General features: G+C 73.1%; 20 protein-coding genes. 3 read left to right on the top strand and 17 right to left on the bottom strand.

Going from position 1 to position 21,747, the window contains the following annotated elements; genetic code table 11:
• Positions 1-24: 24 nt before the first annotated feature.
• A complete protein-coding gene (gene alaS / locus VK501_RS03865) occupies positions 25-2,625 on the bottom strand; it encodes an alanine--tRNA ligase (protein WP_324334815.1) in 2,601 nt (866 codons plus the stop codon).
• Positions 2,622-4,019: a tRNA 2-thiouridine(34) synthase MnmA gene (mnmA, locus tag VK501_RS03860; protein ID WP_324334813.1), complete on the bottom strand. Its 1,398-nt coding sequence runs from the start codon at positions 4,017-4,019 to the stop codon at positions 2,622-2,624. The genes alaS and mnmA overlap by 4 nt, the downstream gene beginning before the upstream one ends.
• Positions 4,020-4,153: 134 nt before the next feature.
• Here mnmA and VK501_RS03855 point away from each other — a divergent pair, with 134 nt between their 5' ends.
• Positions 4,154-4,828: a hypothetical protein gene (locus VK501_RS03855; RefSeq protein ID WP_324334811.1), complete on the top strand. Its 675-nt coding sequence runs from the start codon at positions 4,154-4,156 to the stop codon at positions 4,826-4,828.
• 123 nt (positions 4,829-4,951) lie between these two features.
• Here the strand turns inward: VK501_RS03855 and aspS are convergent, their stop codons facing one another.
• The 5 genes from aspS to VK501_RS03830 are packed head-to-tail and all read right to left on the bottom strand — an operon-like array spanning position 4,952 to position 9,868.
• Positions 4,952-6,763 (bottom strand): aspartate--tRNA ligase, encoded by a 1,812-nt coding sequence (gene aspS, locus VK501_RS03850; RefSeq protein WP_324334809.1) that lies wholly within the window; start codon positions 6,761-6,763, stop codon positions 4,952-4,954.
• Positions 6,760-7,998, bottom strand: a complete 1,239-nt coding sequence (gene hisS / locus VK501_RS03845; RefSeq protein WP_324334807.1) for a histidine--tRNA ligase — start codon at positions 7,996-7,998, stop codon at positions 6,760-6,762. The genes aspS and hisS overlap by 4 nt, the downstream gene beginning before the upstream one ends.
• Complete coding sequence (locus VK501_RS03840; protein WP_324334805.1) at positions 7,995-8,648, bottom strand: MBL fold metallo-hydrolase; 654 nt, start codon at positions 8,646-8,648, stop codon at positions 7,995-7,997. The genes hisS and VK501_RS03840 overlap by 4 nt, the downstream gene beginning before the upstream one ends.
• 3 nt (positions 8,649-8,651) lie before the next feature.
• Positions 8,652-8,999, bottom strand: coding sequence for a hypothetical protein (locus tag VK501_RS03835; RefSeq protein ID WP_324334803.1), 348 nt, complete (start codon positions 8,997-8,999; stop codon positions 8,652-8,654).
• Between the two features lie 2 nt (positions 9,000-9,001).
• Positions 9,002-9,868, bottom strand: coding sequence for a hypothetical protein (locus VK501_RS03830; RefSeq protein WP_324334801.1), 867 nt, complete (start codon positions 9,866-9,868; stop codon positions 9,002-9,004).
• An 81-nt stretch (positions 9,869-9,949) separates the two neighbouring features.
• Here VK501_RS03830 and VK501_RS03825 point away from each other — a divergent pair, with 81 nt between their 5' ends.
• Complete coding sequence (locus VK501_RS03825; protein ID WP_324334799.1) at positions 9,950-10,354, top strand: STAS domain-containing protein; 405 nt, start codon at positions 9,950-9,952, stop codon at positions 10,352-10,354.
• 25 nt (positions 10,355-10,379) lie between these two features.
• Here VK501_RS03825 and VK501_RS03820 read toward each other — a convergent pair whose 3' ends face one another.
• Positions 10,380-11,594, bottom strand: coding sequence for an RNA polymerase sigma factor (locus tag VK501_RS03820; protein WP_324334797.1), 1,215 nt, complete (start codon positions 11,592-11,594; stop codon positions 10,380-10,382).
• A complete protein-coding gene (locus VK501_RS03815) occupies positions 11,594-11,956 on the bottom strand; it encodes a YciI family protein (RefSeq protein WP_324334795.1) in 363 nt (120 codons plus the stop codon). The genes VK501_RS03820 and VK501_RS03815 overlap by 1 nt, the downstream gene beginning before the upstream one ends.
• A gap of 122 nt (positions 11,957-12,078) precedes the next feature.
• On the opposite strand from VK501_RS03815, the gene VK501_RS03810 reads away from it, so the two are divergent.
• Positions 12,079-12,822, top strand: a complete 744-nt coding sequence (locus VK501_RS03810) for an SDR family oxidoreductase (RefSeq protein ID WP_324334794.1) — start codon at positions 12,079-12,081, stop codon at positions 12,820-12,822.
• Between the two features lie 103 nt (positions 12,823-12,925).
• Here the strand turns inward: VK501_RS03810 and VK501_RS03805 are convergent, their stop codons facing one another.
• From VK501_RS03805 to speB, 8 genes are all read right to left on the bottom strand, one after another.
• On the bottom strand, positions 12,926-15,859 hold the full coding sequence (locus VK501_RS03805) for a glycosyl hydrolase family 79 C-terminal domain-containing protein (RefSeq protein WP_324334791.1): 2,934 nt from the start codon (positions 15,857-15,859) through the stop codon (positions 12,926-12,928).
• Between the two features lie 137 nt (positions 15,860-15,996).
• Positions 15,997-16,158, bottom strand: coding sequence for a hypothetical protein (locus tag VK501_RS03800; protein ID WP_324334790.1), 162 nt, complete (start codon positions 16,156-16,158; stop codon positions 15,997-15,999).
• Between the two features lie 15 nt (positions 16,159-16,173).
• Positions 16,174-16,377, bottom strand: a complete 204-nt coding sequence (locus VK501_RS03795; protein WP_324334789.1) for a cold-shock protein — start codon at positions 16,375-16,377, stop codon at positions 16,174-16,176.
• A 149-nt stretch (positions 16,378-16,526) separates the two neighbouring features.
• Complete coding sequence (locus VK501_RS03790; protein WP_324334788.1) at positions 16,527-17,303, bottom strand: hypothetical protein; 777 nt, start codon at positions 17,301-17,303, stop codon at positions 16,527-16,529.
• Positions 17,300-18,274: a hypothetical protein gene (locus VK501_RS03785; protein ID WP_324334787.1), complete on the bottom strand. Its 975-nt coding sequence runs from the start codon at positions 18,272-18,274 to the stop codon at positions 17,300-17,302. Before VK501_RS03785 ends, VK501_RS03790 begins: the two co-directional genes overlap by 4 nt.
• A 13-nt stretch (positions 18,275-18,287) precedes the next feature.
• Positions 18,288-19,922 carry an amino acid permease gene (locus tag VK501_RS03780; protein ID WP_324334786.1) on the bottom strand — a complete coding sequence of 545 codons (1,635 nt, stop codon included), beginning with the start codon at positions 19,920-19,922 and terminating at the stop codon, positions 18,288-18,290.
• Positions 19,919-20,722 (bottom strand): nitrilase-related carbon-nitrogen hydrolase, encoded by an 804-nt coding sequence (locus VK501_RS03775; RefSeq protein WP_324334785.1) that lies wholly within the window; start codon positions 20,720-20,722, stop codon positions 19,919-19,921. Before VK501_RS03775 ends, VK501_RS03780 begins: the two co-directional genes overlap by 4 nt.
• A 3-nt stretch (positions 20,723-20,725) precedes the next feature.
• On the bottom strand, positions 20,726-21,703 hold the full coding sequence (speB, locus tag VK501_RS03770) for an agmatinase (RefSeq protein WP_324334784.1): 978 nt from the start codon (positions 21,701-21,703) through the stop codon (positions 20,726-20,728).
• Positions 21,704-21,747 lie beyond the last annotated feature (44 nt).

Raw genomic sequence — 21,747 nt, 5'->3', positions numbered from 1 at the left:
GAATCAGCACCCGCGGACGACGTCTCACCCGCCGAGGGCGGTCTCGATCGCCCTCCGCGCCGCCGCCAGGGCGTCGTCGAGCTTCTGCGGATCGCGACCGCCGGCCTGGGCCATCGTGTCGCGCCCGCCGCCGCCTCCGCCGACCATCTGGGCGGCCACCTTGACGAGCTCGCCGGCCCTGACGCCGCGCTCCACGAGCGCGGGCGCGACCGACGCGACGAGCGCGACCTTGCCGCCCGTGTCGGCGCCGAGCACGATCGCGGCGTCGCCCAGGGAGTTCTTCAGCCGGTCCGCGGCGTCGAGCAGCGCCTTGGCGTCGGCCACCTCCACGATGCTCGTCAGCACGTGAGCGCCGCCGACCTCGTCGGCCAGGTCGACGAGCGCGGCGACGTCGACCGCGCCGTTGGACGGCCCGGCCTTGGCGGCCTGCTTGAGCTGCTGCTGGAGGTCGGCGACCCGGGCCGGCACCTGCTCGGGCGACGTGCGCAGCGCCGCGGCGGCCTCGCGCACGAGCGCGTCGTGGGAGCGCAGCAGCGTGACCGCCTCGGGCCCCGTGACGGCCTCGATGCGTCGCACGTTGGACGCGCTGGAGCCCTCGCTGACGATCCGCAGGACGCCGATCTCGGCGGTCGCGCGCACGTGCGTGCCCCCGCACAGCTCGCGCGAGTAGTCGCCGTCGCCGATCTGGACCATGCGCACCACGTCGCCGTACTTCTCGCCGAACAGCGCCATCGCGCCGGCCTCCTGGGCCTCCTTCAGCGTCGTCGTGATCGGGCGCACGGGGTCGTTGCGCAGGACCCACTCGTTGACGCGGTCCTCCACGCGGTGCAGCTCCTCGGGCGAGAGGCGCTGCCCGTGCGTGAAGTCGAAGCGCAGCTTGTCGGGCCCCACGTAGGAGCCCGCCTGCCGGACGTGCGTGCCCAGCTCCTCGCGCAGCGCCGCGTGCAGGAGGTGCGTGGCGGTGTGGTTGGCCGCGGTCGCGTGCCGCGTGGAGCGGTCGACCCGCGCCACGACGCGCTCGCCGGCGCTCAGCGAGGGGTGGGTGGGTCCGAATCCCTCCACGACGATCGCCTGGTCCTCGCCTGCGCGCAGCACCTCGGAGACCGCGGCGCGGCCCGAGCCGTCCTCGCGCTCGATCACGCCGGTGTCGGAGACCTGGCCGCCGCCCTGGGCGTAGAACGGTGAGCTGGCGAGCTTGACGAACGTGCGGCCGCCCTGCTCCAGGACGCCCGCGACCGTCGTGCGCTCCTCGAGGTGCTCGTAGCCGGTGAACTCGGTGCGCTCGTCGGAGAGCCGGCGGATCACCTCCTGCTTGGCCCCGACGCGCTCCTGCGTGCCCGCGCCCGCCGAGGAGCGGACGCGCTGCTCGTCCATCAGCACGTCGAAGCCTGCGACGTCGACGGGCACCTCGCGCTCGGCGGCGATCTCGGTCGTCAGGTCGATCGGGAACCCGAAGGTGTCGTGCAGCCGGAACGCGTCCTCGCCGCTGACCGACCCGCCGGCCAGCAGCTCGTCGAGCATCGCCAGGCCGGTCTCCAGCGTGCGGCCGAAGCCCTGCTCCTCCGCGGTGACCCAGCGCAGGATCGTCTCGCGCTCGCGGTGCAGCTCGGGGTAGGCGTTGCCCATCGTCTCGATGACGACGTCCACGTAGCGCGGCAGGAACTCGCCCTGGATGTCGAGGCGGTGGCCCTGGACGATCGCGCGGCGCATCAGCCGGCGCAGCACGTAGCCACGGTCCTCGTTGGACGGGACGACGCCGTCGGCGATCAGGAACGTCATCCCGCGCGCGTGGTCGGCGAGGATGCGCAGCGCCCGCTCGTCGAGCTCCTCGGCGGTCGCCAGCTCCCGGCCCAGCTCCATGAGCGGCACGAACTGGTCGGTGTCGAAGATCGAGTCGACGCCCTGGAGGATCAAGGCCATGCGGTTGAGGCCCATGCCGGTGTCGATGCTCGGCTTCGGCAGCGGCGTGAGCGTCCCGACCGGGTCCTGGTTGAACTGCATGAACACGAGGTTCCAGTACTCCAGGAAGCGCTCGTTGTCGCCGCCGGGCAGGTCGTCCTCGGTGCCCCACTCCAGGCCGCGGTCGAGGTACAGCTCCGAGCACGGCCCGCAGGGGCCCGTCGGGCCGGCCTGCCAGAAGTTCTCCGAGCGCGGGCACGCCACGATCCGCTCGCGCGGCACGCCGATCCTCAGCCACGCCTCGATGGCCTCCTCGTCGGGACCGAGGCCGAGCTCCTCGTCGCCCTCGAACACCGTCACCCAGATGTCCTTGGGCTTGAACCCGAAGCCCTCGAGCGAGAGCTTCCAGGCCAGCTCGATGGCGCCGTCCTTGAAGTAGTCGCCGATCGAGAAGTTGCCGAGCATCTCGAAGAACGTGAGGTGCCGCGTCGTCGTGCCGACGACGTCGATGTCCGGCGTGCGGAAGCACTTCTGGCAGCTGGTCAGCCGCGGGTACGGCGGCTCCTCCAGACCCTGGAAGTAGGGCTTGAGCGGGTGCATCCCCGCGGTCGTGAGCAGGACCGACGGGTCGTACGACGCGGGGACCAGCGAACCACTGGGCAGGCGCTTGTGGTCGTGCTTCTCGAAGAACGACAGGAAGGTCTCGCGGATCTCGTCGGAGGTCACGATCGGATCGTCGCAGATCCGACCACGACGTCCCCCGCGAGGAGCACTGCCGTCTGGCCCGGCGCGGGCGCCGAGAAGGGCTGCGAGAGGACGACGGCATCCTCCTCCAGGCGGCAGGGCAGTACGGCGGCGTGGTAGCGCAGGCGGACGCCGTCGACCGCCCCGGCGTCGCGGTGAAGGCGCACGCCGCGCAGCGCGACGCGGTCGACGTCCAGCGCCGCCCGCGGCCCGACGGTGACGGTGTTGGCCCGCGCGTCGGTGCCGAGCACGTAGAGCGGCTCGGTGGCGTGGACGCCGAGGCCGCGGCGCTGGCCGACGGTGAAGTGGAAGTGGCCGCGGTGGCGACCGAGGACCTGGCCGCTGCGGTCGACGACGTCGCCGGGCCGCTCGCCCATGCCCCCGTGCCGCGCGAGGAAGCGCTCGCGCCCCGTGCCGGCCAGGAAGCAGAGGTCCTGCGAGTCGGGCTTCTCGGCGACGCTGAGCGCGTGCTCGCGGGCGAGCTCGCGCACGCGCGGCTTGGTCAGCTCGCCGAGCGGGAAGCGCATCCGCCGCAGCGTCGCGCGCGAGAGCGCGGCCAACATGTAGGTCTGGTCCTTGGCCGGGTCGGCCGCCGCGCGCAGCAGCCCGTCCCCGGTGCGGCGCGCGTAGTGGCCGGTGGCCAGCGTCGCGGCCCCGAGGCGGTCGGCGAAGTCGAGCATCGCGTCGAGGCGGACGTGGCCGTTGCAGCGCACGCACGGGTTGGGCGTGAGGCCCTCGGCGTGCTCGGCCATCCACGGCTCGACGACCCCGGCGCGGAACGTGTCGCGCAGGTCCAGCGTGAAGTGCGGCAGCCCGAGGCGATGGGCGACCGAGCGTGCGGCGCGCACGGCGTTGGCCGAGCAGCACGACGCCTCGGCGTCGTTCTCGGGATCGCGCCACAGCTCGAGCGTGACGGCGACCACCTCGCCGTCGCTGAGGACCGCTGCGACGGCGCTGTCGACGCCGCCCGACATCGCCACGAGCGTCCGGTCGGCGACGGGCGCCGCCTGCGCGTCGGCCGCGGCGGCGGCGCCGAGGGCGCGATGCAGCGCGTCGGAGGCCAGGTCGGCCGCGTGGAGCTTGCCGACGCTCAGGCCGCCCAGCGCGCGCGCGATCGCCTCGGTCCCCACGCGTGCGGCGTCGAGGAGCGGCGCCCCGCGCACGAGCTCGACGGCGGCGCTGCCGGCGGCGATCGCCGCGCCGCAGCCCGACGCCTCGAAGCCGGCATCGACGACTGTCTCCCCCGCGACGGCGAGCGAGATGGTCACCAGATCCCCGCAGACGGCGCCGCCCGCCGCGCCGGCATGGCTGCCGGCGGGCACGTGGCCGCGTCCCACGGGGTGCAGCAGATGATCCTCGAAGCGCTCGTCGGGCACGTCGGTACGAGTCTAGAAGCGCCGGGCCTGCGAGCCGGGTTCGCCGTCTAGTGGCCGTCCAAGCGCCCACATCCCCGCTCAACTTCCGGGGGGTGGCGGTCGACAACGCGGGTGTGGACCAGGTCAGTCGCCCCATGCAGATCGCCCTCGTGGCCGTCGTGCTGCTCGCCGGCATGTGGTTCACGGTGCTCAAGCCCAAGGCCGACGCCGGCGGCACGCCGGCCGCCGACGCCTCGTCGGCTCCCGTCGCCCCGGGCACGAAGGGCCTCGCCCGCGCCGTCGACAAGGCCAAGGGCGCCGCGTCGACCTCGGACGCCGCCAACGCGCGCATCCAGGCCGCCACCGGCGACGCCTCCGCCGCCGCCACGAAGACCGCCGCCGCCAAGGCCGCGACGACGACGGCGAAGACCAAGGCCAAGACCACCAAGTCGGTCGCCGCCGCGCGCAAGCCCGGTACCAAGGCCGCGACCCTCGTCGACCCGTCCAACCGCCTCCTCGCCTACCTGTCCAAGGGCAAGACGCTGGTCATCCTCTTCTACGGCAAGGGCTACGACGACGACGCGGCCCGCAAGGCCGTGCACCGCACCGCCCTGAAGGACAGGAAGATGGTGTCCGCCTACGTGCCGATCAGCAAGGTCGGCAGCTACGAGGCGATCACGACCGGCGTCGACGTCCTCACCTCGCCGACCGTCATGGTCATCGGCACCAACCGCAAGGCCACGACGCTGACCGGCTTCATCGAGGCCGCCACGGTCAAGCAGGCCGTCGGCGACGCCCGCCGCGCGGCCGCCGCCGACAAGAAGAAGTAGGAGACTGTGTCGCTATCGCGACTGGGGACCCACCTCCGGCGGCGACGGCTGGCCGTCGTGGGCCTCGGCCTCCCTGGCCGCCTACGGCACCCCTAGCGGCGCTCGCGGCGCCGCCCGCCGCTCCTAGTCCGTCTGGGCCGCCGGCGCGGGCGCGGTCGACTTCACGAACAGCTCGCGCAGCTGCTGCTCGTCCACCGGCGCAGGCGCCCCGGTGAGCGGATCGCCGCCGCTGGCGGTCTTCGGGAACGCGATGACGTCGCGGATCGACTCGCGCCCGAGGAGGATCGCCACGATGCGGTCGATGCCCATCGCGATGCCGCCGTGCGGCGGAGCGCCGGTCTTCAGGGCGTCGAGCAGGAAGCCGAAGCGCGCACGCGCCTCCCCTTCGCCCATGCCGAGCACGTCGAACACCTTCTGCTGGACCTCGGGGTCGTGGATGCGGATCGACCCACCGCCGATCTCGACGCCGTCCAGGACGAGGTCGTAGGCGCGCGATCCGAGCGCGCCCGGATCCGAGAAGTCCGTGCCGGTCGGCGCGGTGAACGGGTGGTGGATCGCCGTCCAGGGGTGCGCCGGGTCGCCGGTCGGCTCGAACAGCGGCCAGTCGACCATCCACAGCAGGTCGTGGCGGCCCTCGGGGATCAGCCCGAAGCGCTCGCCCAGCTCCAGGCGCAGCGCGCCGATCGCGGCGGCCGCGATGGCCTCGCGGTCGGCCACGAACAACAGCAGGTCGCCCTCGGAGGCGCCGAGCGCGTCGTTGACCGCGCGCATCTGCTCGGTCGAGAAGAACTTCGCGAGGTTGCCGGTCCAGGGCGTGTCGCCGCCGCCCGCGACGATCGGCGCGACCGCCTTGGCGCCGTGACGCTGCACGACCTCGTTGAGGCCGTCGAGCTCGGAGCGCGACATCGCGCGCCGCCCGGCGTTGAACGCGCGGATGACCCCGCCGGAGGAGAGCACGCCCTCGAAGACCTTGAAGTCCGAGCCACGCAGGTGCTCGCCGACGTCGGAGATCTCCAGCCCGAAGCGGGTGTCGGGCTTGTCGGAGCCGAAGCGCAGCATCGCGTCGGCGAACGACATCCGCGGCCACGGCGCCGGCGGGACCTCGAAGCCCGCGGCGGCGAACACCGCGACCATGATGTCCTCCATCGTGGCGATGACGTCCTCCTCGTCCACGAACGACATCTCGAGGTCGAGCTGGGTGAACTCGGGCTGGCGGAAGCCGCGGAGGTCCTCGTCGCGGAAGCAGCGCGCGATCTGGAAGTAGCGCTCGGTGCCGCCGATCATCAGCAGCTGCTTGAACAGCTGCGGCGACTGCGGCAGCGCGTACCAGGCGCCCGGCTGCAGACGGGAGGGCACGAGGAAGTCGCGCGCGCCCTCGGGCGTCGAGCGCGTGAGGATCGGCGTCTCGACCTCCAGGAAGTCGCGCTCGTCGAGCACGTCGCGCATCGTCTTGACGATCGCGTGGCGCAGCTCGAGCATCCGCTGCATCGGCTCGCGGCGCAGGTCGACGGCGCGGTGCTTGAGCCGCAGCATCTCGTCGGCCTCGACGTCCTCGTCGACCGGGAACGGCGGCGTCTCGGCCTCGGCGAGGACCGTCATCTCGGTCACGGAGACCTCGACGTCGCCCGTGGGCAGGTTGGGGTTCTTGTTCTGCGCTTCGCGCTCGACGACCTCGCCGGCGACGGAGATCACGTACTCCGAGCGCAGGCGCTCGGCCGCGGCGAACGCCTCACCGCTCACGTCCGGGTGGAACACCAGCTGCACGATCCCGCTGCGGTCGCGCACGTCGATGAAGATCAGCCCACCGTGATCGCGGCGGCGGTGGACCCAGCCGGAGACGCGGACGGTCCGCGGGTGGGTGGGGTCCGCATCCGCCGCGCGGAGGTCGCCGGCCCACGTGTCGCGGTAGCCGTTGGGGCGCGGAGGCTGCCTCATGCGAAGTGCCGTCCCTTCAAGACATGGGCGACGACCGCGGTCGCCTCCAGCTCCTCCTGCTCGCCCGTCTCCATGTCCTTCAAGAACGTTCCTTCGTCGTCGAGGATCGCGACCCAGCGCGCTCCGATGCGGGATGCCTGCTTCATCTGCCCCTTGCGCGAGCGCCCCGCCAGCTCGAGCTGGACGTTGAGCCCGGCGCGGCGCGCCTCGGCGGCCAGGGTGAAGGCCGGCACGTTCGTGCCCGCCACGTAGAGGTCGGTGACGGGCTCCGGCTCCGGCCTGTGCTCGCCGGCCAGCAGGAGGCGCTCGACGCCCGCCGCCCAGCCGATGCCGGGGATGGAGCCGAGGCCGAGCTGCTCGGCCAGGCGGTCGTAGCGGCCGCCGCCGCCGACGCCGGACTGGGCGCCCAGCGCGTCGGAGGTGAACTCGAAGAGCGTGCGCGTGTAGTAGTCCAGGCCACGCACGAGCGTCGGGTCGATCTCGTAGGGCACGTCGGCCGCGTCGAGGCGCGCGCGCACCTCGGCGAAGTGCTCGCCGTCCTCGGCGGTGAGATGGTCGATGAGCAGCGGCGCGGTGGCCATCACGTCGCGCGTGCCCGCATCGTCGGCGTCGAACGCGCGCAGCGGGTTGAGGTCGATCCGCGCGCGGACCTCGGGGCTGAGCCGGTCCTCGTTGGCGCGCAGGTGGCTGATGAGCAGCTCGCGGTAGTCGGCGCGCGTCTCGGGCGTGCCGAGCGAGCCCAGGCGCAGCCGCGCGCCTTCGACGCCCAGCTCGCGGATCAGCGTGTGCAGCAGGACGATGGTCTCGGCGTCGACCGCGGGATCGTCGGACCCGATCGCCTCGGCGCCCACCTGCCAGAACTGGCGGAAGCGCCCGGCCTGCGGCTTCTCCTGGCGGAAGAACGGCCCGAGGTACCAGAGCTTCACGGGCTGCGGCGCCTTCTGCATGCCGTGCTCGGCGTAGGCGCGCACGACCGGCGCGGTGCCCTCGGGGCGCAGGGTCAGCGAGCGTCCACCGGCGTCGTCGAAGGTGTACATCTCCTTCTGGACGATGTCGGTCGACGCGCCCACGCCACGGGCGAACAGGTCGGTGTGCTCGAAGATCGGCGTCTCGATGCGGCGGTATCCGGCGCCGCCGAGCACGCGGCGTGCGGCGTCCTCGACCGCACGGCGGGCAGCGTCCTGCTCGGGCAGCACGTCATACGTGCCGCGCGGCGCCTGGGGCTTCTCGCTCACTGCTGCGCGGAGAGCTCGGCGAGGAACGGGTTGGTGGCGCGCTCGGCGCCGAGCGTGGTGAGGCCCATGTGGCCGGGGTGCACGACGGTGGCGTCGTCGAAGCGGTCCAGCAGGGTGGCGATCGACGCCAGCAGCGTCGGGTGGTCGCCGCCGGGCAGGTCGGTACGGCCGATCGAGGACTGGAAGAGCACGTCGCCCGAGAAGAGCGCGGGCGCCTCGCCCTCGGCGCTCAGCGCGTAGGTCACGTGGCCCGGGCTGTGGCCGGGCGTGAAGAGCACGTCGACGTCGAAGCCCGCGAGCGCGAGCCGCTCGCCGCCGGCGACGGTCTGCTCCGGATCCCAGGACTCGAACGGCCCGAAGCCCGCCCACGGCACGTAGGCCATGATGTCCTGCAGGACCGGCACCTCGAGCTGCGGGCAGTACACCGGCGCGCCGGTCGCCTTGGCGACGGGCGCGACGGCGCCGACGTGGTCGAAGTGGCAGTGCGTCAGCAGGATGGCGTCGAGCGTCACGCCGAGGGCGTCGATCGCCTCGAGCAGCCGCGGCGCCTCCTCTCCCGGGTCGACCAGCACCGCGCGGTCGCTGCCGTCGCGGCGGACCAGGAAGCTGTTCTCCTGCACCGGGCCGACGGTGAACATCCGGACGTCCATGGCCTACCGCTTCCCCTGCGCCTTCTTGGCCTGGCGGCGCTTGTAGATGTAGGCGTCGGTGTAGTAGCCGAGCGGGATGTAGGTGAAGAACATGAACGCGCCGATGGCGATCGCGACGCCGATCGCCTGGCCGATCAGCGTGATGACCACGATGAACAGGATGGTCGCGATCGCGGCGCGGTTGGCCGCCGAGCGCCACGACGGCGGCCGGTCGAGCCGGTCGGTGCGCAGCGCCCCGCCCTTGCCGCCCTTGGCCGGGGCGACCGGGCGGCCCGTACGGCCTCGGGACTCGACCGCGCCCGCCGCGTTGCCACGATGCTTGGAGCGGCGCTTGCGCTTGGTCTGAGCCATGCTCAGGACGATAGCTCTTGCAGGGCTTCCTCCACCGTGCGACGGCCGCGAACCGCGACGTCGTCGGGGAAGCCGTCGAACGCGAGGGCCGGCGCGAGGCCCACCAGCTCGGCGGCCGACACGCGCGCGTGGCGTCCGACGGCGGCGACCAGCCGTGCCAGCGGGACCGCGCGGTGGTCCTCCACGTTGGTCGAGACCTGGACGATCCCACCCTGCGCGGTGAGCTCCAGGCCGAGCGCCCGGACCCCCGGCAGGCCCTCGGCGCCGCCCTCGCGCACGACGGCCGCGATGGCGCGGGCGTCGGCCAGCGTGGCGGGCGGCGCGAGCTCGAGGTTGAACGCGACCAGCGGGGGGCGGGCGGCGACGAGGACGGCCCCGGCCGTCGGGTGCGGCGTCGCCGGGCCGAAGTCGGGGCGCAGCTCGCCGGCGGCGATCCGCGCGGTCAGGGTCGCGATGCCGCCGCGGCGCAGCTCCGCGCGCGTCCTCCCGCCTCCCAGCAGGCCGTAGAGGAAGACCGGCAGGCCGGCCTCCTCCCCCAGCCGCTCGGCGAGCGTGAGCGCCTCGGCGGCGGCGGCGCCGCGGCGCCCGTCGTCGAGGAAGACGACCGGGGCGACGTCGAGCGCGCCGACGTGCGGATGGATCCCGCGCTCGGCCCGGAGGTCGATCCGCTGCACGGCGGCGCGGGCGCCGTCGAGCAGCGCGCCGGCCAGGATCCCGCGGCGCGCGGCGACCGTGTGGACCGCGCGATGGTGGTCGGGATCGGCGTGCGTGTCGAGCAGGCACGCGCCGCCGGCGACGTAGGCGGAGCCGATGGCGGCGATGGTCGCGGCGTCGCGGCCCTCGGAGACGTTGGGGACGGCGAGCAGCACGGGCGGGGGCAGGCTATCCGCAGAGCGTTTGTCGCGAAGCCGAACGGGTAACCCGCCCGCAACGTCAATCAGGGGGTCGGAATGCACGGCTTCGAGTTGACGGTCCAGCACATCGGGACGGGTGAAGTCACCATCCGTCTTCGCGGGGCGCTCGACCTCGCATACGCCTACAGGTTCGACGACGAGCTGCGCCGCGCGGAGCGCGAGGCCTCGTCGACTCTGATCATCGACCTGCGCGAGCTCGACTTCGTCGACTCCGCGGGCATGTCGAGGATCCTGGCCGCCCGGCGCCGTGCGCGCCGCGCGGGCCGGCGCCTCGTCCTCGTGCGCGGCTCGTTCGCCGTCCAGCGCTTCCTGCAGATGGCCGCGCTGACCGAGCACTTCGAGTTCGTCTCCGCTCCGGAGGACGCGACGAGCGAGGGTGGTGCGCAGTCGGCGCCGCCCGCGGCCCCGACCGCGATCCCGGCGGCGCCGTCGCAGGAGTGAGCGGGCGGCGGCGCTGCGGCGAAGCTCAGCGCAGCCGGTCCGCACGGGCGTCGAGGTAGCGCTGCTCGGGACGGCTGGTCGTGCGCCGGGCGGCGCGGAGGTACTGGTCGCGCGCCGCGGCGTGGTCGCCGGCCAGCTCGTGCAGGTGGCCGCGCACGGCGGCGAGGCGATGGTGGTCGGCCACGCGCGCGTCGGCGTCCAGCGGCGCGAGCAGGTCCAGCCCGGCCCGCGGGCCGTCGACCATCGCGACGGCGACGGCGTGGTTGAGCGTGACCATCGGGTTCGGCGCGATGCGCTCCAGCAGCCCGTAGAGCGCGACGATCTGCGGCCAGTCGGTCTCGCCGGCGCTCGGCGCCTCGTCGTGCACCGCGGCGATCGCGGCCTGCAGCTGGTACGGGCCGAGCGGCGCGCCGGCCAGCGCTTCGGTGACGATCGCGACGCCCTCGCGGATGTCGCGCCGGCTCCAGCGCGTGCGGTCCTGCTCGGCCAGCGGTATCGGGGTGCCGTCGGCGTCGGTGCGGGCCGGGCGGCGCGCGTCGGTCAGCAGCATGAGCGCGAGCAGCCCGGCGACCTCGCCGTCGGCGGGCAGCAGCCGGCGGACCTCCCGCGTGAGGCGGATGGCCTCGCGGGTCAGGTCGGCGCGCTGGAGGTCGGCGCCCGACGTGGCGGTGTAGCCCTCGTTGAAGACCAGGTAGAGCACGTGCAGGACCGCGCCGAGGCGCTGCGCGCGTTCGGCGTCCGGCGGGAGGGCGAACGGGATGTTGGAGGACTTGATCTTCTGCTTGGCCCGGCTGATGCGCTGGGCCATCGTGGCCTCGGGCGCGAGGAAGGCGTGGGCGATCTCGGCGGTGGTGAGGCCGCCCACGGCACGGAGGGTCAACGCGATCTGCGACGGCGGCGAGAGCGCGGGATGGCAGCAGAGGAACAGCAGCGTGAGCGTGTCGTCCTCGGCGGCGGCGACCGGCACGCCGGGCGGCTCCTGCGCCGCCGCGACGTCCTCGCGCCCGCGGCGCGCGCTCTCGCTGCGCCACTGGTCGGTCAGCCGGCGCGTCGCAACGGTGATCAGCCACGCGCGCGGGCTCTCCGGGATCCCCTCGCCGGGCCACTGCAGCGCGGCGGCCAGCAGGGCCTCCTGCATGGCGTCCTCGCACGCGTCGAACTGCCCGTGGCGGCGGACGAGCACGCCGAGGACCTGCGGGGCGAGGCCGCGCAGCAGATCCTCGATGCGCCCGTCCGGCATCACATCTCCAGGCCGGCGGTGTTCATCACGGGACGGACCTCCATCGCCCAGTAGCGGGCGTCGGGCCAGCGTGCGGCGATCTCGACCGCGCGCTCGGGCGTCTCGGTCTCGACCATCAGGTAGCCGGCCAGCTGCTCCTTGGACTCGGCGTACGGACCGTCGGTCGCAGCCGGGACGCCGTCGCGCACGCGCACCGTCTTCGTGTTCGAGGGATCGGCCAGCGCCTCTCCCCCGACGAGCTCGCCCGAGTCGGTCAGCTCCTTCATGATCACGTCGACCTCGCCGAAGGTGGCGTTGCGCTCCTCCTCGGTCATCGCCTCGATCGCCGCAGCGTTGTTGTAGATCAGCAGCATGTACTTCATGTCGTCGCTCCTCGCGGTGTCGATGCCCCGCGGGCACCGTGTCACGAACCGGTCGGAGCCGGCAACCCGGTCTCGACATCGACGGGTGGCGCCGCGGGCCGCGCAGCGGTTGACTTACGGCCATGAGCGACGTCAACGACTCCCGCGACCGGCCGAGCGCCGTGATCTTCGGTGCGCGCAACCTCGGAAAGGCGATCATCGAGACCCTCGTCGACCGCGGTTGGGCGGTCGTGGGAGCCGCCCGCTCGGAGGCGACGTTGGAGGGGGTGACCGCGGCCGGAGCGCTCGCGCTGCGCGCCGACGTCACCGACCAGGCCAGCGTCCGCGCGACGATGGCGGCCGCGGCCGACGCGCACGGGCGCGTCGACCTCGTCGTCAACGCCGCGTCGGCGTACGGCGGGACGCGCTCCGGGCCGTTCGGCGGCGGACCGCTGGCCCAGGCCGCTCCGGACGCCTTCGACGCGTGGGCGGCGGCGCCGGCGCGCTCGGCCTTCGCGTTCCTCTCCGGCGCCGCCGGCTTCGTCGTCGAGCAGGGCGGCCCGGCGACGCTGATCCAGGTCACCGGCGGGTCGGCACGGCGCGCGATGCCCGGCCGCGGCCTGTGGGCGGCCGGCGCGTTCGGGGTCCGCGCGCTCACGCAGGCCGCCGCGCTGGAGCTGCGCGAGCAGGGCATCCAGGTCGCGCTGCTGATCGTCGACGCGGGGATCGAGCCGCTCGACGGCTCGGGCCGCCCGGGCGCCGACCCCGCCGCGCTGGCCGACCCGCGGCAGATCGCCGACGCGGTGGTCTTCCTGGCGCAGCAGGGGCCGCGGGCCGCCACCCACGAGCTCCAGGTGACGCCGCTGGCCGAGACGTGGGTGCCGTGACGGCGCCCAAGGAGACTGTGTCGCTATCGCGACTGGGGACCCACCTCCGGCGGCGACGGCTGGCCATCGTGGGCCTCGGCCTCGCTGGCCGCCTACGGCACCCCTACTGCCGCGGCACCGTCACCAGCGCGGCGCTGCCCGCCGGCACCGACAGCCGGAACGCGCCGCCGGCGCGCACGAGCGTCTCGACGACCTTCCTGCCCGTCAGCACGCCGTCCGCGGTGGTGCGCCCATAGGTCTGCCCGGCGAACGTCACGCCGTCCTTGGACAGCACCGACGGGGCGCTGAGCCGCTCGACGCGGGCGCTCGTACCGCCCTGCGGGACGCGCAGCACCACCTGACGCGCGCGCTCGCTGTCCTTGTTGATGACGACGACACGCCGCGTGCCGGCCGGGTCGACCGTCGCCCACGTCTTGGTCGCCGCGTTCGGCGAGTTCGGCGCCACCGGCAGCAGGCGCGCGCCCGCCGGGAGGGCCCGGTCGAACAGGAGCATCCCGTAGAACAACGGATGCACCCGCGCGACGAGGCTGCCCTGGCTGTGCACGAAGTCGACGGGCGAGTAGTAGGCGCCGTTCCAGGAGTGGAAGTCGACGTTGGCGACGCCCGCCTCGGCGAGGCCGAAGAGCATGTCGGTGCCCCACAGCGCCGAGGCGAATGCGTTGCTCACGCCGTCCACCCCGCCGCAGTTGGCGGAGTTGGTCTCCGAGACGCGGAACGCCGCGCCGTGCGCGGTCGCCACCGAAACCAGTTGGTCCATGCGCGCGATGATCGGCGCGCTCCCACCGGGAGCCAGCAGCGCGCGGGCGAACGAGGCCTTCTTGCGGTTGCGCGCCGCCGCGCCACAGGCCTCGAGCGCGTAGGCGTGTGCGCCGAACGCCGTCGTCCCGGGACCCTCGCGGGCCAGCAGGGCGTCGGTGTCGGGATCCCAGATCGAGCCGGCGAAGGCGCCGCCGGACAGGCCGACGCCGCCGGCGATCGGCGCCAGCGTCCGGACGTAGCGGTCCAGCTCGTCGCTGTACTGCTGGAAGCTGTAGTCCGGCGGGCGCCGCTCGACGCGCTCCAGCTTGCGCGTCCCCACGTGGAAGGTCCGCAGCTGCGAGTAGCGATCCGGCTCGTTGCCGAGCTCGAAGCCGGCCAGCGCGCCGGGGCCGAGCGTGCCGACGGCCTGCTGGACGTAGGCCGCCGCGTTGTCGGGGGAGTCGAGCCCGAGGTTGACGCCGAGGATCATCGGCGTGCGCGTCACCGCCGTCCACGTGCGCAGCTGCGCGAGCCAGGCGGCGGTGAGGTCGGTGTCGATCCCGCTCGGGCGCGGGAGGCCGTCCGGGTTCCACCACGTCCCGTCCGTGGAGTTGCCGCCCAGCCGGATCGTGGGCGCGCCGCGACCGCCGGCGGCCAGCGTCCGGGTGAGCCGGGCGAACGCCGGGTTGACCTGGCCGAAGGCGCCGAGGTAGTCCAGCGCCGACCAGTACTCGATGGAGAACCCGGCGAACGACGGCGGCACGGCGACGCCGGGCACGGTGCCGACCGACCGCCGCTCGACGAGCACGCCCGCGGCGGTCCGTTCCTTGGTCGCGCTGCCGGCGTCGCCGGTCGTGGCGGTCGCCGGCGTCGCGACCATCGTGTCGGTCACCTGGCCGTCGTCGGCGACGGCGCGGTAGGAGCCGTAGGGCACGAGGCCGGTCTCCAGCGACCAGGTGCCGTCCGGCGCGGTCGGGACCTCGCCGACGTCCTGCCACGCGGTCGCGTTGCCGGGCAGGCGCAGCTGGATCGACACCAGGTGGTCGTCGCCGGGCCGCATCTGCCCCCAGATCATCGAGCGCTTGGCGTCGATCCACATCGGGCTGGCGAAGTGCTTGAGCGCCGGCTTGGCGCGGCCGTTGGTGGCGAACATCCCGGACTGCCAGCCCGTGTACAGCCGGCCGCCGCCCACCGGCTCGTCGTTCCACAGGTACTGGCCGAGCAGCTTGACGCGCGGATCGCGCCAGGCCATGTACGCCGCCTGCTGGAGGTAGCGGTCCTGACGGGCGAGCGACACGCCGCGGGCCTTGTCGGGCGGGTTGGTCTGGTAGCCGTACTCGTCCAGCCACAGGTTCAACGGCGTGGTCGAGCCCCACAGGCGACCGCGCTGCTGAAGCTGGTCGAGCAGGCGCTCGACGCGCGAGAGGCTCGCCAGGTCCGCGTCGTCGGGGTTGGCGTAGGGCTGGTCCGGCGCGTTGCGCGTGCTGTGGGCGTGGTAGGCGATGCCGTCGGCGACCGCCGGCTTGAAGGTGGCGCAGCGGCCGGTCTTGATCGGGTGCAGCCGCGCGTCGACGCACGCCATCGCGCGCAGGAACTGCAGCGGGCGCGTGTTGGCGTTCTCGCTGGTGAGGTTGCCGCCGGCCGGCGCGAGCGCGCCGATCAGCACGACCGCGCCCGGGTCGACGTCGTGCATCGGCTGGTAGGCCTCGCGGACCATCGCGCGGTACAGATCGCCGGAGACCGGCGTGCAGGTCTTGGCGAGTCCGCACGTCGCCTGCGGCTGCAGCCACAGCGGGAGGTTCGGCTCGTTCCAGAGGATGTACTGGTCGACGCGGTCGCCGTACCGGCGCGCCACGGCCGTGGCGAACGGCCCGAAGTCCGTCGCACGCGGGCGGTAGCGCGGGTTGCGCTCGTACGGCGCGGCGGACGCCCAGAGCGGCGGCGGGCCGTCGATCATCAGGATCGGCGTGATGCCGGCTGCCACGACGCGGTCGACCGCCTGGTCGATCGTGCCCCAGTGGTAGCCGGGATCGTCGGGGTTGCCGGCCTGGAAGCCGTCGGGCGGGACGAGCTCCTTCGGGTCGGGCGCGATGCGCCCCCAGGAGACCTGGATCCGCACCGTGTCGATCCCCGCCCGCTTCCACGCGGCGACCGACTGCGCAGCCGCCGCCGGGTCGCCGAACAGCGACGCGTCGTCGGCGATCCCCACGTGCAGGGGCAGACGAGCAGGAGCGGCGGCCGGCGCCAGCAGCGCGACCAGGCTCGCGGCGAGCGCCGCGACGAACGACAGACGGATCATGGACAAGCGTCAACACCCTGACAGGACGAGAGTCGTGGTGGCTGTTCGCCGCCAGGACCCCAGGGCCTGCCGCGGCAGCGTCGGCATGTCCGCCGACGCTGCGCTACGCCGCTCGCCCGTCGCGCGCGGACGACGGCTCAGTCGTCGCTGAGGAGCGGGTCGACGGCGACGTCCGGCTGCTCGACCGCCGCCCGCTTCCTCGCGTCCTTCTTGGCCTGCTTCTCGGCGCGACGCTCGCGGACCCGGTTCTCACGGTTCAGCTTCGCCATCGTGGTCTTCTTCTTGCCGCTGGAGGCCACGGGTCCGTCCCCCTGCTAGATGACCTGGACGTTGGCCGCCGCGGGACCCTTGGGACCCTGCTCGGCGTCGAAGCTGACCTTCGCGCCCTCGGCCAGCGACTTGAAGCCGCTGCCCTGGATCGCGTTGTGGTGGACGAACAGGTCCTTGCCGGCGTCGTCGGGCGTGATGAAGCCAAAGCCCTTGTCGTCGTTGAACCACTTCACGGTTCCGGTAGCCATCAGGTTCCCTCCGGGATATGTGCACGGCGAACGCGGAGGGTGCGGCTAAGCAACGACTGCGGAAACGCGGGACACTGCGGTAGCCGAGCGGACGCCCGACCTGTACAACAAGTCTAGCGCTCTGAGCGGCGGCGTGGAGCGACAGGCGCTCATCCGGCCTCCGTCGTGCGGTCGACCTCTTCCGGATCGTCGTACCAGCGCTTGCGCTCGCCGATCCTGGCGCGCAGCTTCCAGGCCCGCGTCTTGGGCGTGTCCTCCATCGCCTGCGCGATGGCCGCGATGGGCGGTCCGACCTCCGGCGGCGCCTCGCCGGCCGCGAGGCCCTCGCGCAGGCGGGCGAGGTTCAGCTCGAACGTATGGTGCAGGCCCCAGTCGCGGCTGCTGAGCGCCGCCAGCCGATCTGGCTCGATGGCCTGGTGATCGCCGTCGCGCAGGTCGCAGCCCGCCAGCAGCGCGTACAGATCGCCGCGATCCTTGGCGTTGAGCGAGACGATCTGGAGCTTGCTCATGAGCAGGTCGGTGGCCGGCAGCGTCGGGCCCGGGCGCTGGAGGCCGTCGGCGAGGGGCAGCGCGTGGCACATCTCGAACGCCTCGACGAACACGTCGACCTGCGCGCTGCTCGCCGGGTCGTGGAAGAGCAGCCGGCGCGACCCGTTGAGGGCGTTGAAGGCCGTCGCCGGATCCCAGCCGCGGGCCGCCAGCAGCTCCTCGACCCCGCGGGAGTCACGCCGGCCGACGAGGACGTCGATGTCGCCGTAGGCGCGGGCGAACCGCTCCGGAAAGCGGTCGCCCAGGACCATGCGGATGCCGATGCCGCCCATGAGCCGGACCGCGAGCCCCTGCGCGGCGGCCTGGTCGACCAGCTCCCGGCTCTCTTCCAGCAGCCGGTGGGCGAACGGCTCGGGGGTTGCCGGGCCCGTGCTCATCCGGTCACGAACTGGTGACGGACGGTGCCGTCGCGCAGGTTGATCAGGCAGGCCGAGATGCGCCCGGTGTGGTAGTCGCTGCCCGGGTTGATGCACAGCGTGCGCCCGATGTTCGTCGCGCCGGGGCTCTCGTGCACGTGGCCGTGGAGCGACAGCAGCGGCTGGTAGCGCTCGATCACATCGCGCACCGCCGTGGAGCCCACCGCGATCATCTTCGGCGCCGAGCCCGACATCACCACCTCGAGGTCGTCGGTCAGCGCCGGCGCGGTGTCCAGCGAGGAGTCGTAGGGCGGCACGTGCAGGTTGAAGATGCAGCGATCCATGCTCTCGACCTGGTCGGCGAGCGCGCTGACGCGGCGGTAGAGCTCGTCCTCGCTGAGCTCACGCGGCGAGTCGAACGGCGTGGGGTTCGCGTAGCCCAGCGAGATCATGGTGTAGTCGGCGAACTCGACGACGCGGTCGTCGCACGCCTCCACCTTCGCCGCCTCCTCGATGGAGCGGTCCACGCCCGCCGGGTCGTCGTTGCCGGGCATGACGAAGCAGCGGGTGTCGTCGTCGAGCCGCTCGTCGGCGAGCGCCAGCCAGCCGTCGAACGTCTCGCGCATGACGTCGGCGAACCACTCCTCCTTGGCGTCCTCCTCCAGCGTGGCGACGCGCGCCACCTCCTCGCTCGTCATCCGGTGGGGATACATCCCGTTGGAGCGGATCCGGTGCTCCATCTCCTCGACGTCGTCGAAGGCGACGTCCTGGCTCTGGCCGAACAGCTCGACGTGGAAGCCCGCGGGCCCCTCGACCAGCGGGACCACGACCTTGCCCGTCACGTCGCCGCCCATGACGAGCACCTCGGCCTTGTAGGCCGCGGCCGCGTTGAGGAACTTGCGCCACAGCACCTCGGAGCCGTGGATGTCGGAGGCGTAGTACAGCCGGGTGGCCGGCTCGCCGCCCCGGTCCCTGCGTCGGAAGAGGCTCATCGGCGACAGCCTCCTACTGGGCCGGCAGCTCACGGTAGGCCAGGTCGATGTCGACGCCCTGGGAGCGCCGGATCGCCCGCGCCACGAACCAGCCGACGAGGCCGACGACGTACACGCCCACCACGAGCGCCACCCGGCCCGGGTTCTCGCTCAGGCTGGCGCCCGAGCCCGGATCCCACAGCAGGACGCCGATCGCCGCGGCGAAGCCCAGCGTGGCGAGCGACCCGACGAGCGTCAGGATCGGCACGCCCGCGATCCGGCGGCTGTAGGGCGAGTTCTCGACCAGGGCCGGCTGCCGGAAGGGCAGCAGCGAGCCGGAGATGGCGGTCACCAGCAGGGGCAGCGAGAGGCCCAGCAGCGCCGCCAGCGAGCTGAGCCAGTCGGTGAAGGCGTACACCGCGGTGCTGGCGATGCTCACGACGAGCATGACGCCGATGGCGACGATCGGAGAGCGCGAGCGGCGATCGACGTAGGACAGCCGCTCCGGGACGACGCGGTCGAAGGACCACGCGAACATGTTGCGGCTGACGAGCATGATCGTCTGGGGCAGCCACACGGCCATGCCGATCGTAAACCCGATGATCGTGACGGCGGCGATGACGGGACTCCCCGAGGCGATGCCGACGAGCTCCGGGTACGCGGGCGCGCCGGCGGTGAAGCCGTAGGCCGCCGGGTCGGCGAGGCCGAGCTGCGACGCGAAGTCGTAGCCCACGATGTGCGTGAAGGACGGCACCAGCAACACGAGCACGACGACGGCCAGCAGCACCGCTCCCGGCATCGAGTACAGGTGGGTGCGCTTGGCGAGGCGGATCTCCCCGGCGAAGTAGTTGCTGGAGAAGATGAACCCGAAGATGAACCAGAACACCGACACGGCCTTGAGCGTCATCTCCCAGCTGAAGCCCGCGTGCGCGAAGCCGGCGTCCTTGGCCGACCCCGCCAGCGCGGCCGTGGCGCCGGTGGTGCCCAGGTGGGCGCCGTAGTCGTCGAAGTTCGCCAGGAAGCCGCCGTGGCCCTGGAAGACGCCGACGAGCACCGGGATGAGGATCGCTCCCAGGAGGTAGAGCACGAAGCAGGCGGCCTGGATGCGGAAGAACAGGCGCACGCCGCCGAGCGCGAACATCGTCGCCGACAGCAGGAGCATCACCGTGCCGGTGATGAAGAGCCCGACGTCGGTCGAGAACCAGTCGCCGAAGCTCAGCCACCCCGAGCCCGCGCCGTAGCCGGCCATCATGCGGCCGAAGGCGCCGAAGCCGTAGGACGCGATGTAGGTGGTGTAGACGCCGATCACCACCGCCAGCCAGAACGAGTAGCTGAAGTTCCCCGCGAACCCGACCGAGGGATGCAGCGACCGGCTGTTGAACACGTAGTCGCCCCCGGTCCGGGGCATGAGCTGCGTGAGCATGGCGTACAGGAACGCACCGGGCAGCCCCAGGGCTGCAGCGATGAGGGCCGACAGCAGGGCGTTGGAGCCCGGGTAGAACGCCGCGAACAGCCAGTAGAACGCGAAGGTCAGCGCCACGCTGGACCAGAGCAGGTTGTAGAACAGCGCATCACGCGTGCGGCCCTCGCGGACGAGGCCCGTGGCCTTGCGGGTGAACAGCCCCGGCGCGGGTCCCGCTGCCGGCGGATCGGTGGTGTGGGCGCTCATGAGGTGGCTCCGTGTGTGGGGATGGGCTGATCGTCCTCCACCGCCAGATCCGGGCGGAGGTGCTGCAGGTAGTCGGCGTCGAGGCCCGTCGCGGGCCCGCCGGCGAGCTCGACGCAGGCCAGCTGCGACGCGCGACCGAGCTGGTGCTGCACGGAGCCGTCCGGCCCGATCACGGCGCTGCCGCCGGCGAAGCTCATGCCCGCCTCGTCGCCGCAGCGGTTGACGTAGACGTGCGGACGGCGGTTGTCGAGCGCCCGCGCGCGGGCCGCGAGCGCGTGGTCGGGCCCGTAGGGGTCCATGTTGGCCGCGACGGTGACCAGGAGCTCGGCGCCGGCGCGCGCCAGGGCGCGCGCCGGCTCCGGGAACTCGATGTCGAAGCACACGAGCGGTCCGGCGCGCCGGCCCGCGAGCTCGGTGACCCGCAGCGCGTCGCCGGCCACGAACGCCTCGCGCTCGCCCGCACCGAACAGGTGCGTCTTGCGGTAGGTGGTCGCGAGGCTCCCGCCGGCGTCGATGCAGGCGACGGCGTTGGCCACGCCCCCGTGCGGGAGGGCCTCGGCGAACCCCACGACGAGCGCCGTCTGCGCGTCGCGGGCGGCGGCGCGCAGCTCGCCGATCACCGGGTCGCCGACCTCGACGGCCAGCCCGGCCACGCGAGCGAGGTCGTAGCCGCCGAGGAACAGCTCCGGGAACACGGCCAGCTCGGCCGTCGGGTGCTCCGCCAGGGCGTCGGCGATCGCGCCGACGTTGGCGGCGACGTCACCGGGCACCGGGCAGAGCTGGCCGAGGAGCACGTGCATGGGTCAGCGCGCGGCGCCGGCCCCGGCGTGGAAGGCCATGGCCTCGATGGCCACGCGGCCGGCGATCAGCGAGGTCGACGGCGTCGCCTCGAGGCTCGGCGCGGCCTCCACGACGTCCACTCCGAGCAGGCCGCCGCGCGAGACGCCGCGCACGATCTCGATCGCCTCGCGGCTCGTGAGCCCGCCCGGAGAGGGGCAGCACGTGCCGGGGGCGTAGGCGGCGTCGAGGGCGTCGACGTCGAAGGACAGGTAGATCCCGTCCCCCGCCCCGGCGATCTCCCGGGCGCGGTCGGCGGCCCACGCGGTTCCGCGCTCCCAGATCTCCTCGAGCCAGATGACCGTGATCCCGTGCTCGCGGCAGTAGTCCATCTCGGTGCGCGGGTTCATCCAGCCCGAGATGCCGACCAGCGCGATCTTGGCGGGATCGAAGCCGGCGTCGACCGCGCGGGAGACCGGACAGCAGTGGTTGAGCTCCTCCCCACCCACGTCCGGCGCGCTGTCGAGGTGCATGTCGACGAGCACGAGGCCGGGGTCGGCGACCCGCTCGCGCAGCGCGCGAACGGCGGGGATCGTGATCGAGTGGTCGCCGCCGAAGGTGACCGGGAGCGCGTTGGCGTCGAGGATCGCGCCGATGTCGGCCTGGGCGCGGGCGAACGTCTTCTCGGCGTTGGCGAGCACGACGTCGCAGTCGCCGCAGTCGACGGGGTTGAGTGCCGCGATCAGGTCGAAGTCGAGCATCGCGTTGTAGGGCAGGAACTGGCAGGAGACCTCGCGGATGCCGCGCGGTCCGTAGTTGGCGCCGGTGCGGCTGACGTTCGTCGCGTCGAACGGCAGCCCGTAGATCCCGGCCCGGGCGCCGGCGGCGAGCAGCGCCTGGGAGTCGGGGGCGACGTACGGGAGGCGCATGAACGAGCTGACGAGGCCTGCGTGAAGCAGGCTCGTCCACATCGTGGGGTCATTCTGAGGGGGAGCGACCGACATGGATACCCTTATCTCTTCTGATGGCAAAGACGGTTTTGCAGGTG

The sequence above is a fragment of the Baekduia sp. genome, assembly GCF_035318805.1.
Taxonomy (GTDB): Bacteria; Actinomycetota; Thermoleophilia; order Solirubrobacterales; family Solirubrobacteraceae; genus Baekduia.
Note: the sequence above shows the minus strand (reverse complement) of the source record. Positions and strands in the feature narration are given on the sequence as shown.

Coding starts and splice junctions, on each gene's coding strand:
- VK501_RS03855 (WP_324334811.1), top strand. CDS start 4,154: ATGCAGATCGCCCTCGTGGCCGTCGTGCTGCTCGCCGGCATGTGGTTC.
- aspS (WP_324334809.1), bottom strand. CDS start 6,763: ATGAGGCAGCCTCCGCGCCCCAACGGCTACCGCGACACGTGGGCCGGC.
- VK501_RS03840 (WP_324334805.1), bottom strand. CDS start 8,648: ATGGACGTCCGGATGTTCACCGTCGGCCCGGTGCAGGAGAACAGCTTC.
- VK501_RS03835 (WP_324334803.1), bottom strand. CDS start 8,999: ATGGCTCAGACCAAGCGCAAGCGCCGCTCCAAGCATCGTGGCAACGCG.
- VK501_RS03825 (WP_324334799.1), top strand. CDS start 9,950: ATGCACGGCTTCGAGTTGACGGTCCAGCACATCGGGACGGGTGAAGTC.
- VK501_RS03820 (WP_324334797.1), bottom strand. CDS start 11,594: ATGCCGGACGGGCGCATCGAGGATCTGCTGCGCGGCCTCGCCCCGCAG.
- VK501_RS03815 (WP_324334795.1), bottom strand. CDS start 11,956: ATGAAGTACATGCTGCTGATCTACAACAACGCTGCGGCGATCGAGGCG.
- VK501_RS03810 (WP_324334794.1), top strand. CDS start 12,079: ATGAGCGACGTCAACGACTCCCGCGACCGGCCGAGCGCCGTGATCTTC.
- VK501_RS03805 (WP_324334791.1), bottom strand. CDS start 15,859: ATGATCCGTCTGTCGTTCGTCGCGGCGCTCGCCGCGAGCCTGGTCGCG.
- VK501_RS03795 (WP_324334789.1), bottom strand. CDS start 16,377: ATGGCTACCGGAACCGTGAAGTGGTTCAACGACGACAAGGGCTTTGGC.
- VK501_RS03790 (WP_324334788.1), bottom strand. CDS start 17,303: ATGAGCACGGGCCCGGCAACCCCCGAGCCGTTCGCCCACCGGCTGCTG.
- VK501_RS03785 (WP_324334787.1), bottom strand. CDS start 18,274: ATGAGCCTCTTCCGACGCAGGGACCGGGGCGGCGAGCCGGCCACCCGG.
- VK501_RS03780 (WP_324334786.1), bottom strand. CDS start 19,922: ATGAGCGCCCACACCACCGATCCGCCGGCAGCGGGACCCGCGCCGGGG.
- VK501_RS03775 (WP_324334785.1), bottom strand. CDS start 20,722: ATGCACGTGCTCCTCGGCCAGCTCTGCCCGGTGCCCGGTGACGTCGCC.
- speB (WP_324334784.1), bottom strand. CDS start 21,703: ATGTCGGTCGCTCCCCCTCAGAATGACCCCACGATGTGGACGAGCCTG.